This window comes from Nannocystis pusilla, assembly GCF_026626665.1.
GTDB lineage: Bacteria > Myxococcota_A > Polyangia > Nannocystales > Nannocystaceae > Nannocystis > Nannocystis pusilla.
The window spans coordinates 2,267,102-2,280,952 of the sequence record NZ_JAPNKE010000002.1 but is presented as its reverse complement, the minus strand read 5'-3'; the positions used below and the strand labels follow the sequence as shown (position 1 = coordinate 2,280,952).

The 13,851-nt window shown below is 72.1% G+C and carries 12 protein-coding genes; 5 read left to right on the top strand and 7 right to left on the bottom strand.

Features of this window, described 5'->3' with window-relative positions:
* The first annotated feature begins 100 nt into the window (after positions 1-100).
* Together OV079_RS09935 and OV079_RS09930 are read left to right on the top strand one after the other, a co-directional pair.
* On the top strand, positions 101-1,819 hold the full coding sequence (locus tag OV079_RS09935; protein WP_267767772.1) for a TolC family protein: 1,719 nt from the start codon (positions 101-103) through the stop codon (positions 1,817-1,819).
* A gap of 105 nt (positions 1,820-1,924) precedes the next feature.
* A complete protein-coding gene (locus OV079_RS09930; RefSeq protein WP_267767770.1) occupies positions 1,925-2,515 on the top strand; it encodes an MlaC/ttg2D family ABC transporter substrate-binding protein in 591 nt (196 codons plus the stop codon).
* On the opposite strand, the gene OV079_RS09925 is transcribed toward OV079_RS09930, so the two are convergent.
* Positions 2,439-4,166 carry a hypothetical protein gene (locus OV079_RS09925; RefSeq protein WP_267767768.1) on the bottom strand — a complete coding sequence of 576 codons (1,728 nt, stop codon included), beginning with the start codon at positions 4,164-4,166 and terminating at the stop codon, positions 2,439-2,441. The two genes, OV079_RS09930 and OV079_RS09925, sit on opposite strands and share 77 nt — an antisense overlap.
* Positions 4,167-4,221: 55 nt before the next feature.
* Here OV079_RS09925 and OV079_RS09920 point away from each other — a divergent pair, with 55 nt between their 5' ends.
* Together OV079_RS09920 and OV079_RS09915 are read left to right on the top strand one after the other, a co-directional pair.
* Positions 4,222-4,473, top strand: coding sequence for a hypothetical protein (locus OV079_RS09920; protein ID WP_267767766.1), 252 nt, complete (start codon positions 4,222-4,224; stop codon positions 4,471-4,473).
* Between the two features lie 120 nt (positions 4,474-4,593).
* Positions 4,594-5,874, top strand: coding sequence for a protein-disulfide reductase DsbD family protein (locus OV079_RS09915; RefSeq protein ID WP_267767763.1), 1,281 nt, complete (start codon positions 4,594-4,596; stop codon positions 5,872-5,874).
* A gap of 90 nt (positions 5,875-5,964) precedes the next feature.
* Here OV079_RS09915 and OV079_RS09910 read toward each other — a convergent pair whose 3' ends face one another.
* Both OV079_RS09910 and OV079_RS09905 read right to left on the bottom strand, forming a co-directional pair.
* Positions 5,965-7,476 carry an N-acetylmuramoyl-L-alanine amidase gene (locus OV079_RS09910; RefSeq protein WP_267767761.1) on the bottom strand — a complete coding sequence of 504 codons (1,512 nt, stop codon included), beginning with the start codon at positions 7,474-7,476 and terminating at the stop codon, positions 5,965-5,967.
* 331 nt (positions 7,477-7,807) lie between these two features.
* A complete protein-coding gene (locus OV079_RS09905) occupies positions 7,808-8,065 on the bottom strand; it encodes a glutaredoxin family protein (RefSeq protein WP_267767759.1) in 258 nt (85 codons plus the stop codon).
* A gap of 486 nt (positions 8,066-8,551) precedes the next feature.
* Here OV079_RS09905 and OV079_RS09900 point away from each other — a divergent pair, with 486 nt between their 5' ends.
* On the top strand, positions 8,552-10,252 hold the full coding sequence (locus OV079_RS09900; RefSeq protein ID WP_267767756.1) for a C45 family autoproteolytic acyltransferase/hydrolase: 1,701 nt from the start codon (positions 8,552-8,554) through the stop codon (positions 10,250-10,252).
* A gap of 340 nt (positions 10,253-10,592) precedes the next feature.
* On the opposite strand, the gene OV079_RS09895 is transcribed toward OV079_RS09900, so the two are convergent.
* The 4 genes from OV079_RS09895 to OV079_RS09880 all read right to left on the bottom strand — a co-directional run bounded on the left by OV079_RS09895 (position 10,593) and on the right by OV079_RS09880 (position 13,717).
* Positions 10,593-11,303 carry a DUF6151 family protein gene (locus OV079_RS09895; RefSeq protein WP_267767754.1) on the bottom strand — a complete coding sequence of 237 codons (711 nt, stop codon included), beginning with the start codon at positions 11,301-11,303 and terminating at the stop codon, positions 10,593-10,595.
* 355 nt (positions 11,304-11,658) lie between these two features.
* Complete coding sequence (locus tag OV079_RS09890; protein WP_267767752.1) at positions 11,659-12,165, bottom strand: phospholipase D family protein; 507 nt, start codon at positions 12,163-12,165, stop codon at positions 11,659-11,661.
* Entirely contained in the window at positions 12,144-12,269 is a 126-nt protein-coding gene (locus tag OV079_RS09885; RefSeq protein ID WP_267767751.1) for a hypothetical protein, read from the bottom strand. Before OV079_RS09885 ends, OV079_RS09890 begins: the two co-directional genes overlap by 22 nt.
* Positions 12,270-12,511: 242 nt before the next feature.
* Positions 12,512-13,717, bottom strand: coding sequence for a hypothetical protein (locus OV079_RS09880; protein WP_267767748.1), 1,206 nt, complete (start codon positions 13,715-13,717; stop codon positions 12,512-12,514).
* Positions 13,718-13,851: the final 134 nt, after the last annotated feature.

Below are 13,851 nucleotides of genomic sequence, written 5' to 3'. Positions count from 1 at the left end.
CCCGGTCCCGCGCAAGCGCGAGCACATCGCGGCGAACGCACCCCCGCGTCCGCCCCGCGCCCCTTGATCGCCGCCAGGGCCGCCCTTTAAAAGAGTCCCCGTGCCGCAGCCGAGGGCAGCAGGGTTCGTACGCACGCTCGGGAGCCTCGTCGTCGCGCTGGCGGTCGCCTCGCCCGTCGCCGCCGCCCCGGCGCCCGCCGCCGCACCGGCCGTCCCGGCGCCCGGCGCCTCGCCGCCGGCGCCTGTCTCTTCGACCACGTCCAAACCGACAGGTCCGAAGAGCCAGCCGCCGCCCTCGCCCGATCAGCCGTTCAACCTGCCGATCGCCGCGCGCACCGACGCCTACGGCCCGCGCCCGCCCGGCGTGCCCGAGCTGACGCGCGAGCAGATCGTCGCGTACGGCCTGCAGAACCCGCTGGTGAAGGCCGCCGACGCGCAGATCGAGCAGATGGAGTCGACGCTGCTGCGGGCCAAGTTCTCGTGGGTGCCGGTCATCAAGACCACCACCGCGCTCGCGCCCGGCGTCTACACCCGCTGCCAGGACGTCCAGCTCCAGACCACCGGCGGCGGCGATCCGATCGACTTCCAGTACTGCTCGCCTGCGGGCGCCAACGGCATGGGCATCGTCGACGTCGACACCATCAGCGGCTACTTCCGCCAGCTCAAGGAAGCGGGCATCGCTGTCCGCTTCGGCGCCGACTTCATCATCCCGCTGTTCACCTCCGGCAAGATCAAGAGCGGCAAGGAGATGGCGGCCGCGGGCGTCGCCCTCGCCCGGCTCAACAAGGAGCGGACCCGCCAGGAGACCGTCCTCCGCGTCTACCAGGCCCACACCGCGCTGCTGCTCGCGCGCGAGAGCCTCGACATCCTCGACGAGGCGTGGAAGGTCGTCCAGGAGGCCAAGGGTCAGATCATGGTCGACCTCGGCGAGACCGAGGACGCCGACCCGGACGAGTCCAACCCCGACCGCGATCCCGCCGACCTGCCGCGCGTCGAGCTCGGCGAGCTGACGCTGATGGAGCGCGCGCTCGAGGCCCGCAAGATCGAGGCGGTCGCGCTCGCCACCTTGTGGACGATCGCCGGCGAGGCCGCGCCGGTCGGCTTCGACATCGCCGAGCGGGCGCTCGTCACCGACGGCATCGACGGCGGCCTCCGCGAGCTGCCGCACTACCGCGAGCTCGGCGCGCAGCAGCGGCCCGAGGCGAAGATGGCGGCCGGCCTGGTCGAGCTGCGCAAGGCCGGCGAAAAGTTCGCGCGCTCGCAGTTCTTGCCGGACTTCGGCATCGCGGTGTCGGTGCAGATCTCGTACATGAACCAGGCCGACCGGGCCATGAAGGCGCTCTATTACTTCGACCGGTACAACTACAACCGCGTCATCTTCGCCTTCGCGATGAACTGGAACCTCGACTTCCACAACAGCTACTTCGGCCTCAAGAAGGCCCGGGCCGAGCGGCGTGAGGCAGAGCACCAGCGGGAGGCCGCGCGCTACTTGCTCGGGCTCGAGGTCGAGAAGGCCTATCGCGACCTGCAGCACGCCGATCGATCGGTCAAGCTGACGGAGCAGGCGACCCGCAAGGCCAAGCAGCTCGTCGTCGACCAGCAGGTCAAGCAGACCGTCGGCGGCGGCAACTTCGCCGAGCTCGAGAAGGCCCTGACCCGCTGGGCCGAGTGGCGCTTCAAGCAATTCGAGGCCATCCACGCTCACAACGTCGCCCTCGCGGCCCTCTCCCGCGCGGTCGGCACTTCCCTGGGGGCGTCCCCCAACTCCTCGGCGGCCTCCGCGCCCCCGAACACCATTTCCGTCACTTCAAGCCCTTGAAACTGGTTCGTAACGGGCTGAATGTCGCACCCAGGGCTGCCGTCCGAGCGCCCACCTCCGAGGCCGAAAATGCCCACTTCCGCTCGCAGTCTCATCGCCGGGTTCGTGCTTTCCACCTTCGTCTTCTTCGGGCACGCGCCCGCCGCCGAGGCGGCCAACGCTCCGGCATCGCCCTCCGCCGTGTTCAAGGAGCGGCACAACAAGGTCCTCGAGCTGGTGAAGAAGCGGGCCGACCCCGAGACGCTGGCGAAGGAAGTCGACCTGCTGCTCGACTACAAGGCCCTCGCGGAGGCCTCGCTCGGCGGCCCGGCGCGCTACGCCAACAAGTGCGCCCCGCGCTGCGCCGAGTTCGAGGCGCTGCTCACCAAGCTGATCCGCGAGAACTACCTCAAGCGGCTGCGCAGCGACAAGAAGTACGAGCTGACCATCGTCGGCGAGGACGCCAAGGTCGGCGGCGACATCCGGGTCATCACCAACATCGCCCTCACGCGTGACGGCAAGCCCGAGGTCGTCGAGGTCGTCTACGTCATGCACGCCGTGGGCGACACCTGGAAGGTCGAGGACATCGTCACCGACGGCGTCAGCCTGGCCAAGAACTACAAGTTCGAGTTCAACAAGATCATCCGCGACAAGGGCGTCGACGAGCTGATCTTGCGCCTCGAGAACAAGCTGGTCGAGCTGGCCAAGAAGAACTGACCGGCGCGAGGGCCCCGGGCCTCGCGACGACGTGCGAGCGCCGCGGCCCGCCTGTGTTAGCCTGAGGGTCGTGGCCCGCGCCGCCGACAGCTCCCGAACGAGGCGCCCCAGCCTGACGCTGGCGGCGCCTCTCTTCGTGGTCGCGCTGACCGCCTGCCCGCAGGACGAGATCCTCATCGTCGGCGAGTTCGGGCGCCCGCTCCCGCTCGGCAGCGGCGACGCCTCCCCGCTGCCGCGCCTCGTCTATCGCCCCGACGGCTGCCCCGGCGAGGACGCGGCCGGTGGTTGCCCTTCGGTCTGCACCACCGCGCCCGAGAGCTGTCCGCCCGACGCCTGCCTGCCGCTCGTGGTCGACAGCGGCAGCCCGATCACCACCCTCGTCGGCGACGGCCCGATCACCGCGGTGCGCGGCTGCTTCGAGGTCCGCACCGCCAAGGAGACCCTGGCCGAGCCGCCGATCGAAGGCGCGGCCGACAAGGCGATCGCCCGCTTCCGCTTCGACTCGACGCCCTACATCCGCCTGCCGCGAGACACCGCCGACGTCTCGTGGGGCTGGCAGGTCGGCGACGGCACCGCGGCGCCGTTCGTCGGCGGCGTGCTCGGCGGCAACGTCCTGCGTCAGATGGCCGTCCGCTTCACCGACGCGCGCGGCAGCGACGGCCCGCAGATCACCTTCTACCGCGAGTTCCCCGGCGTCGAGAGCGCCCTCGCCGATCAGGGCAGCGCCGCCCTCCCGCTGCAGTTCCCGGGCCTCTTGCTCGGCAAGCTGATCGACGACGTGTGCCAGCAGCCCGACGGCGACGACTGCGACCTCGCCAGCTTCGGCGTGTTCGACCGCAACCACCCCGAGAGCGCCCTGCAGTCGACGCGCATGGTCCTCGACGCCTGCCTCGGCGCGCCGCCGGCGGCCGTGGTCTACAGCGCGGGCAGCAACAGCTGCGAGCTGGCCTCGGGGCCAGGTAAGCCCGGCAGCTTCCGCTCGCCCACGGGCGTCAAGCGGGCCGACCTGCGCGCCGGCTGCGGCCTGCAAGAGGTCGCCCTGGCGGCCGACGACATCGACCACGGCCACGACGCCTCGGTCCTGATCGCCACCGGCGTGCCCGGCCTGGTGCTGTTCGAGGACAGCGCGCAGCGCATGTTCGGCAGCCTCGACCTGCCGCCGTGCTTCGGCGACGGCGGCCTCTCGAGCGGCGTCCAGCCCGGCACGCCGGCCTGTCTCATCGGACAGGCCGGCCAGCTGCGCGCGGCCGGGTGGCCGCCGGCCGGCACCGCCGAGCGCCCGCTGATCGAGCTGCGCGTCCGCAGCCTCGCGCTCGTCCCCGGCCTGACGCAGACCACCGGCCAGACGGCCTGTCAGCGCCTCGAGGTGCGCCTCCGCGCCCTCCGCTCGCAGTGCAACATGGCCGCGCGCGAGAAGGTCCCGCGCACCGCCGCCGACAACTGCCGCTCGGCCACCGACAACCTGACCCCCGGCTCGGCCGGCTTCACCACCGCGGCCGTGGTCGGCCAGGCGTTCGTGGCCAGCGACGGCCGCGTCGATCCCAACCGGTGGATCCCGACCCTCGTCGTCCCGGCCGATCACCCGCTGGCCTCCGCCGTCCGCCGCGACACCAGCCCCGAGGCGCTCCAGCTTCGACGGCCTGGTCGGCACGGCCCTGCTCGGCGGCACCGACGTCGTCCTCGACTACACCGACCCGACCCCCAGCGTGCGCGTCGCCTGCACCGACCCCGACGACGGCAGCTGCCTCGCCATGCCCGCCTGTGTGCCGCGCGACGATCCGCGGGCGGTCGTGCCCGCGTGCTGCTACGGCCTGCCGGAGGACCTGCTCGTCAGCCTGATCCGCGACCACAGCGCCTACGGCTGCTGCGCGGCGCTCTCGCCGGCCACCGTCGACGAGCTGAACAACGCCGAGGCGATCGCCGGCCGCGAGCTCCCCTGCCCCGTGCGCGGCCGCTAGGGAGGCTCGGCGGGCCCTGCCAACTCTGGTTGGCGCGTGACCGCACGCCCGTCGCGGCGCGCGCCCGAGCGCGTCACGCGGCGCCACGCGGCCCGGCGTCGTATGGTTCAGGTCGCCATCATGTCTCCGACCGACGCGTTCGACGCTGCCACCCTCAGCACCTACGCCTGGGCATTCGGCCAGGGCGTCCTCGTCGACCTCACGCCCTGCGTCTATCCATTGATCCCGATCACCGTCGCGGTGTTCGGGGCCAAGGGCGTCTCCCGCGGTCGGGCGCTGTTCCTCGCCAGCGCCTACGTGCTCGGCATGGCCACGCTCTACACCACGCTCGGCATCGTCGTCGCGCTGTCCGGCGGCCAGTTCGGCGCCTGGCTCGGCGAGCCGGTGGTGGTCCTGCCGATCGTCGCCGTGCTGCTCGCGCTCGCGGCCAGCATGTTCGGCGCGTTCGAGCTGCAGCTGCCGGCGTCGGTGCAGACCCGCCTCAACGCCGTCGGCGGCACCGGCCCGGTCGGCGCCTTCCTCATGGGCCTCGTCAGCGGCTTCATCTCGGCCCCGTGCACCGGCCCGGTGCTGCTGTCGCTGCTCGCGGTCATCGCCAAGGGCGCGGCCGAGGGCGACAGCCTGGCCTACGGCGCCAGCCTGCTGTTCACGTACGCGCTCGGCATGGGCACCCTGTTCTTCGCGGTGGCCCTCGGCGCCAGCCTGTTCCGCCCCGGCCGGTGGATGGAGTACGTCAAGAGCGTGTTCGGCGTCGCCCTGCTGGTGATGTCGCTGTGGTTCCTCGCGCCGCTCAGCCCCGAGCTGCGCCGCTTCCTCGCCGACCCGACCTGGGGCGTGTGGCTCGGCGCGGCGCTGACCCTCATCGGCCTGTTCGCCGGCGCCATCCACCTCAGCTTCTACGGCGATCCGCTCGAGAAGGCCCGCAAGGGCGTGGCCGTCACCGCCACGGTGCTCGGGATCCAGGTGCTGATCAACAACACCGTCTACGTCCCGTCCGGCTCGTGGAAGGAGGTCCACACCATCGCCGAGCTCGAGGAGGCGCTCACCCGCGCCCAGGACCGCAACCTCCCGGTCGTCATCGACTTCGGCGCCACCTGGTGCGCCCCCTGCCTCGAGATGGAGAAGCTGACCTTCCACCACGAGGAGATCGAGCCGGTCCTCGAGAGCCGCTTCGAGCTGATCAAGATCGACGTCACCCAGGAGACGCCGGAGAAACAGACGATCAAGCGCGCGTTCGCCAGCGAGACCCTGCCGAGCGTCCTGGTGTTCCCGTCGCAGGTCCGCTTCACCGAGCACTTCGACGAGCTGCGCAGCGGCACCGCCATGCCCGAGCCGGCCCACCACTTCCACAAGTACACCCCCGCCGACCAGTTCGGCCCGCTGATCGCCCAGGTCCAGTGACATGCCCCTCGGGACATGTCCCCAGGGCATGTCTCGGGCGCCATACCCCAAAGGGCATGTCCCTTGAGACATGGTCAATCGTCGGTGCCCTCAGCGCCGGCGCCGACGCCCGAGCCCCAGGAGCACCAGGCCGGCCGCGAGCCAGCCCTCACGCCCGCCCGCGCCCGAGCGGCACGCGCAGCCGTCCTCGTCGTTCTGCCCGTAGCCCTCGGGCAGGGCGGCGCCGCTGAGCACCGGCGGGCCGGCCTCGTCGCCGCCGGCCTCCGCCTCGCCCGAGCTCCCGTCGGCGGTGGTCGGCTCGCCGCTGTCGGGCCCGGAGGTCGGCGCCTCGGTCGGATCTGGCAAGCCGGTCTCGCCGACCTCGCCCCCGACCTCACCGCCGACCTCGCCCGCCCCCGTCTCGCCCGCGCCGCCGGTCTCGCCGCCGCCGGTCTCTCCGCCGCCCGTCTCGCCGCCGGTCGGATCGGGCGGCTCGACGGCCACCGGATCGACGGCGATCGCCACGCGCACGCCCGGGTACACCGCCAGGTCGACCATGTCCGCCGCCGGCTCGTACAGCCCCGGCCCGGCCACGTCGAGCGCGTGCGACCCCGGCCCGACGGGCGGCAGGTTCACGAACCCGTTGGCGTCGACCGCCAGCCCCGGCCCGCCGTCGAGGCTGACCGTCGCCCCCACCGCCGCCATCGCCGCCGGCGCGCACATGGCCGTGAAGTGGGTCGGGTCGACGAACGCCTCCGCGTCGAGCCCGTTGACCCCCGCGCACGGCCCCTGGCCGGCCTCCATCAACAATCTCCGGCGCGCGCCAATCGGCGCCGACGCGTGCAGGTACGTCACCTGCGTCCCGGCCGCGATCGGACACAGCTCGGGCGCGGTCAGCAGGTCGGTCGACTCGGCGGTGCGCTGCAGGTACGTGCTCACCGTCGCGGTGATGGTGCACAGCTTGCTGCGGTCGACCACCGCGACCTGGATCTGGCCCTGCGGCACCACGTCCTGCACGAGCCCCATGTACATGTCCCAGTTCCAGCCGGCGCCCGGATCGGTGTGGCTCTGGTTGGGCAGCTCGACGTGGCCGAGGATGTGATCGCGGTCGACCGGGATGTCGTGGCGCGTCGTCAGCCAGCGCGCCAACCTGGCCGAAGAGACATACGTCTCCCACGTGTACCACTTGGCCGGGTCGTCGATGTAGCCCTCGTGCTCGATGCCGATCGACGTCGCGTTCGACGAGCCGACGTGCCACGCCTTGTCCTTGTCGAGGACCATCTGCGTGACCTCGCCGTCGACCGAGCGCATGATGTAGTGGCACGACACCTGCGCGTCCGGGTTCTTGAACCACGACTTGGTGCCGGAGTAGCTGCCCTGCATCGTGTGGACGACGACGTGCTGGTACGACGTGATGCCGTTCACCGAGTAGTTGCACGAGCAGGCCGGGTCGAACGCGGCAGCCAGCGGGTACTCCGAGTCGGCGGCCAGCGGCGGCGGCGGCTCGATCGCCCACGACTCGAGCTCGGCCGGGCGCCAGTGGTCGTCCTCGCGCTCCTGCTCCGGCGGCGTGGCCGCCAGCGGGTGCGCCGCGGCTGTCTCCGCGGCCAGGCCAAGAGTCAACGCGCCGACCCTCAGCGCCGCGCGGCGCGTCCAGTCCGTGGAGACACCCGTCATGAGACGACGCTAGCCCCGGCCTCAGCCGGACGCAACCGGCCGCGCCGCGCCTGTGCGCCCCGCTACGGCAACAGGCGGGCGGCCCTGCGCCCCGCCACGGACGCCCGCCACTGCGCCGCCCACACATGCCGCCCGCACACGCCGGCCGACGAGGCCCTGCGAGAGGGACGCGAGCATGGGTCCACTCGCACGCCAGCGCGACGAGCGAGCCCGCCACTCGTGCGACGAGTGATTCGGACTTCGCCGAACCCCGCTCGCGGTTCAGGCGGGGTCCGCCTCAGAGCAGCTGCTCGAGCCGCGCGCGGTTGAACCCGACCATCAGCTCGCCGCGCACGTCGATGACCGGCACGCTCCCGGTCTGCACGCCCTTCTCCTTGGCCTTGGCCCGCAGCTCGCCGGCCGCGGTCGAGTCCTTCTCGATGTCCTTGGCGACGTACTTGACGCCCTTCTTGTCGAGGTACGACTGCACCTGCTTGCAGACCCCGCACCACTCGGTCTTGTAGACGATGACGTCCGCCTCACGCGGGGCCACCACCGGCGCCTCGAGCCCCGGCGGCAGCGGGCCGCGCTGCTGCGGCCGAGCCCCAGCGCCAGCTCCTCGAACTGCGCGCGCGGCACGGTCGACAGCTTCCACGACCCGTCGGCCTCGGGCGTCTTCAAGTTCGCCGCCCACACCGTCCCCTCGGGCGGCTGCGGGCCCTGCAGCAGCGTCACCCGCACCAGCCCGCGCGCCTCCTCGGGCACGTCGGCCGGCTTGCCGGTGTCCTTGAACTGCCCACGGTCGCCCGCGAACGTCAAAATCGCGTCCTTCGCGTCGGCCGGCAGCACCGCCGCGCCCGCCTCGCCGGCCTCGGCGGTCGCCGGGGCCGACTGCGGCTTCGTCGGCGCCGGCGGCTTCTCCGGCTCGCAGCCGCCTGAGCACAAGATCCACAGTCCGAGCAAGCTCGCGCACCTTCTCGTCATGGCGGCGCGAGTATAAGCCGCCACCGCGCTCCGGGCCTGGTAGGCTCGCGCCCGCGCCATGGTGAGACTCGCATCCGGAGGGCCGCCCGAGGGCCGCAGCGTGCTCGCGCTCCTGCGGGCCGTGGTCGCCCTCGTCGTCACCCTCACGATCCTCACCTTCGCGCTCTACTCCGGCTATCTCTCGTACACCGACCTGTCTCCGGAGGAGGTCCGCGTCCCGGCCGCCGAGCTCACCGTCGACCGCGCCGGCCGCCGCGTCGCCTACGGCCGGTCCTCGCTCACCCGCGAGAGCCGCCTGTGGTTCCTCCACCTCGAGGGTCCGCCGGAGGAGATCGGCGACGCCCACGGCCGCCTCGCCGCCCGCCTGTGGGGGGAGCTCGACCGCGACGTCGCGCGCCTGCTGCGCAACCGCTACCCCGAGGGTCTCGAGCGCTGGACCGCCGACATGGTCATGCGCTGGGACTTCCGCGAGTCCGACCACAGCCTGGCCCCCGGCGTCCGCCGCGAGCTGGCCGCCCTGGCCGCCGCCATGCCCGAGGCCGGCGGCGAGCGGCTGTCGAGCTATCACCGCCTGTTCCTCGACCAGAGCTTCGTCGAGTTGACCCGCCGCCTCGACGACGTCCTGCTCGAGGGCAACATGTTCGCCGCCGCCGCCCGGCCCAAGGGCGGCGGGGAGCGCGGCAACCTCGTCATCGGCCGCAGCTTCTTCGCCGACCTCGGCCTCGACGTCGAGCCCGACCGCCTGGTCACCATCGTCCACCCCGACGGCAAGTACCCGTTCGCCTCGGTCGGCTGGGCCGGCCTCATGGGCGTCGTCACCGGCATCAACGCCCGCGGGATCTTCGTCGCCCTCGACCCCACGCGCACCGACGACGCGCTCGAGGAGGGCGTGCCGCTGCCGCTCATCCTGCGCCAGATCCTCGAGGACGCCGACACCCTCGAGCAGGCGCTCGAGATCCTGCAAGCCGCGCCGGCGCGCACCTCGGGCGCGGTGCTGGTCGGCGACGGCCGTCAGCGTCGCGCCGCCGTCGTCGAGCTCGCGCGCGACCGCGACGACCGCAAGCCCCGCGGCGACGACCAGGCGCTGGTGTGGGCCACCAATCACATGCTGCGCGAGTCGTTCGAGCGCGACGCCCAGAACGACCGGATTCGCCGCTTCACCTCGAGCGGCTACCGCTACGACCGGCTCGGCGAGCTGCTCGCGGAGGCGCCGGTCGACCCGGCGCGGGCTGTGGCGATCCTGCGCGACCGCAAGGGCCTCGGCGGCAGCGAGCTCGGGCTCGGCAACCGCAACGCGGTCGACAACCTCCACCTGACCCACGCCGTCGTCGTCGACGCCACCGCGATGGTCATGTGGGTCGGCGAGGGCCCTTCGGCGCTCGGCCGCTTCCGCGCGATCGACCTGCGCCACGCCCTCGGCCGCCGCCAGGAGCGCCCGGCCCCGCTCGACGACTTCCCCGCCGACCGCCTGCTGCACAGCGAGGAGTACAGCGACTACAAGGAGGCCCTCGAGGCCCTCGGCCACGCCCGCGGCTTGCTGGCCCGCGGCCTCCCCGAGCAGGCCCTGGCCTCCGCCAGCGTCGCCCTGGCCCTCGCCCCGGACGTCGGCGAGCTGCACCGCCTGCTCGGCGACATCGAGCGCGAGCTCGGCGACCTGCCCGCCGCCCGCCGCCACTACGAGCGCTACCTCGAGCTGGTCCCCGGCCGCCTGCGCGACCAGGAGCGCGTCCGCGGCCTGCTCGAGGAGCTCCGCGAGTAGGTCCGCGACCGCTTGCGCGAGGGGTGCAGGCCCGGCGTCGCATGATTCTGTCGCTCAGGACATGTCCGATCGACCATGCCTGCATGGTCATGTCCGATAAATCATGCCCAAACAGCCATGTCTCTCGCGGTTCCCGCCCGCCTGCTCCGCTCGCTCGGCGAGCCCGGCCCTCGGTCCCCGGCCGGGGCCGGCACCTCGCCCTCGCGATCCGGTCAACTCAAGCGGCTCGGGTAGCCGTCGCTGTTCCGGTGTGACTGGGACCCGATCGACCGCCGATCCCGGTGACGCGAGATGGGCGCGGTTCCGCACCACCTCGAGCCGTCCCTCAGCCGCGTCCACGCTACCGACTCAGCTGCCCGATCGGGCATGATTGAACGAGCATGTCCCCTTGAGCATGTCCGCAAGCGCATGCACCTGCGGACATGCCCCTCGGGACAGCCCTCCACACCGGCCCGAGCGCCGCGCGCTCCTCGGGCGCGAGCACCTGCGGCGTCACGCGCGGCAGCTTGGCCCACGGGGCGAAGAACGGCGACGGCTGGGCGCGCCGGTGCACGAGGCCGCGGCCCATCAGCCACAGCACCCGCGGGATGGCCGTCACCGCCATCTTCTCCGGGGTGCCCGGCGGCGTCGGCCCGGTCGCGTCGCGGCCGAACAGGCGGGCCACCACCGGCCCGAGCACGCGCTCGCGGGTGGGCGCGTCCACGGCGACGAACGGCACCAGCAGCCCGGCGAACGGCACCCGCGAGCTCCCCGTCGTGTTGGCCACCGGCGTGCGGCAGCAGTCGACGTACCAGCGGTGCAGCCCGTTCTCCGACAGCCGCAGGCAGCGGAGATGCTCCTGGCCGGTGTGGAGGGTGATCTGCGCCGGCGTGGTCTGGAAGATCTCCGTGCCTCCCGCCGCGTCGAGCAGCCCCTCGCCGCCGAGCCAGCGCGCGAACGCCTGGCAGTCGCGGCAGTAGCACACCGCGTGGATGCCCGATCGCGGGGACGCCTCGGAGAGCAGCCCACGCACCGCGCCGCAGCGACACTTGAGTTCGAGCGTCTCGCTCATGCGCGCGACTCTAGCACGCGCGCACGGCTCAGCCCGCCGCCTCGCGCAGCGGCAGGGTCACAGGCCTGGCTCCGAACCCCGTACCTCCGCGAACAGAGCGCGTCGCCAATCGCGGCAACGTCCGCGCCCCACAGTCAGCCTCGCGGAAGACTTACTCGAACTCGACTACGACCTGTCCGATGGGCTGCTCGACGAGTCGTTCCGGCAGGAGAGATGGGTCGCGATTTCCCGCGCGGTGTACGTGTCGTACGCGCTCGAGCAGACGTAGGGACCTCGAGCGCGGGCCTGCGAACGGCTCATCCGGGCGCTCGCGGACGCGGGTCGAAGCCACACCATGGCGGCCGTCGAACGGCTTCTACGGGGCTCGCTTCGGCTTGAGCGCGACCGGGCGCGTCGCCAGGTCGAGCGGCGCCTCGCAGCCCGAGTTGCGCAGCTTGCAGGCCTTGCACATGCGACCGCTCCAGATCGCCTCGTACATCGCCTGCACCTGGTCGATCACGTCCTCGTCCTCGGTGAGCATCCCGATTTCGAAGTTGCGGCGGCCCTCGCCCTTCGCGCCGAGCCCTGCCCCCGTCCAGTTGGCGCTGCCGAGGTAGCACAGGCGGCCGTCGATGATGACCGTCTTGAGGTGTACGCGCGGGCACTGGCGCAGCTCCAGCCCGCCCTTGTACAGCCGCGAGCGGCGGTCGAAGCTGCGGCGGAACGGCCCTGACGGCGGCGCTGCGTGCAAGATCCGCAGCTCCACCTTCTGTTGGGCCAGCGCGCTGAACACCTCGAGCACCGAGTGGAAGCGGCTGCGCGAGCGGGCCGTCGCCCGCGGGTCCTCGACCAGCAGCTCCTTCAACTCGCGGTGGCGATCCACACGCTCGTGCGCGCCGAGCGGAGCGCCGGGATCACCGCCTCGTAGTGGCCGCGCCCGGCGAGGAGGCGCATGCGGATCGGCCGCTCCGGCAGGACGAAGTCCACCGCCTCACTCCGTCGCCGCGCGCTCGCGCGCCTGCAGGGGGTCACCGGGTCGCGTCATCGAGGTCGGCGGATTGTACTCGCCCGGCTTCGGCCTGTCGCCGACGCCCCGGCCTGTGCGCTCGGCGCCGACCCGGCCGACCCCGGCGGTCGGGCGTCGGCTCGCGACCCTCTCCTTCGAGCATGTCCCCGAGGACATGCTCCGGGACATGCCCCCGGGAACATGTCCTTACGGCCCAATCACATCACATCGGCGGGGGCACGAAATCGTCGCACGTCTGGGCGATGAGGCCGACCGCCTCCGAGAAGAACGAGTCGTAGCTGGGCGCGCAGACGCTGCCCGAGATGCCCTGATCGCCGAACGACTCGACGAACTCGCGGATCCGCGGGCTCGGCTCGGCGCCGGAGCTGTCGACCAGCGGCCCGCAGATGCCGTTCGGCTGGTCGTTGTCGCCGTAGAGGCCGAGCACCACCAGCGCCTTCTCGTCGCCCTTCTTCGCGGCCACCAGCGACGCCTTCCAGCCGGCCGCGTTGCCGGCCGAGCCGTCGCCGAAGTTGTCGTCCTCGTCGGTGACGATGGTGACGACCAGGATCGCGTCCTTGCGCAGGAAGCCGGTGTTGCACTCGAACGCCGGGCCGGTCGGGGCGACCGCCTGGACCATCGCCTCCATCGGTCGCTCCGGGTCGGAGGTCGAGCCGGTGCCGACCTGGGCCGCGCAGGCGAACGTCGACGTGAGGTCGGGCTCGGTCACGTCCATGTAGCGGAAGCCGGTCGAGAAGTTGCAGTCCTTCGAGCTCGACTGCAGGCCGCGCGGGTGGGTCACGCCGGCCCCGAGCACGTCCTCGCATTCGAGCGGCGGCGTGCCGCACGTGTAATCGAGGCCGGCCACCGGGCAGGTGTTGCCGAACAGCGGGCAGATCAGGTTGCAGCCGCCGAACACCCACGGGTCGGTGTCGATCACCATGATGTGATAGTCCTGGGCCTCGTCGAGCTGGCTCTGGATCGCCGAGATGAAGCCGGGGAAGCTGTCGATCAGCGATTGTTGCTCGTCGCTCATCGACCCCGAGTTGTCGATGATGAACAGGAAGTCGACCTTGCGACAGCCCATCTCGTCGCCGTCGGTGGTCACGCCGTCGGTGGTCTCCTCGACGCCGACGTCGAGCTTGGGGAACCCGCCGGACGTGGTCGGATCGACCATCCCGGTGCTGGTCGGCGCCGCCGTCTCGCTGTCGCTGTCGCTGTTGCCGCCGCTGGCCTCCGACGTGCTGTCGGTGCCCGAATTGGACGAGCCGGTGGTCGTCGTCCCGTTCGTGCTGTTCGTACTATTCGTGGTCGGCGCAGTCGTCACGCCGGCGGTCGAGCCCCCGCTCGACGTCCCGCCGTCGTCACTGCACGCGGGGAGGGTCAACAGAGTGGCGAGAAGGGTGCAGGTACGACGAAATCGGGTCATGGCAGCATCCTCCTTATATCCGAGGCCAGTCCCGCCTCGCCGCTCGCGCCGCCGCCTGTCTCGTTAGCTGGCGCACGGACCCTGGCGGGCCCACGAGCCCCCGCGGCGGACACACGTCCTTTTCGACCCGAACC

Bases quoted from the DNA above. Each gene is read 5' to 3' on its own strand.
- OV079_RS09900 (WP_267767756.1), top strand. From the start codon at position 8,552: ATGGTGAGACTCGCATCCGGAGGGCCGCCCGAGGGCCGCAGCGTGCTC.
- OV079_RS09915 (WP_267767763.1), top strand. From the start codon at position 4,594: ATGTCTCCGACCGACGCGTTCGACGCTGCCACCCTCAGCACCTACGCC.
- OV079_RS09895 (WP_267767754.1), bottom strand. From the start codon at position 11,303: ATGAGCGAGACGCTCGAACTCAAGTGTCGCTGCGGCGCGGTGCGTGGG.
- OV079_RS09880 (WP_267767748.1), bottom strand. From the start codon at position 13,717: ATGACCCGATTTCGTCGTACCTGCACCCTTCTCGCCACTCTGTTGACC.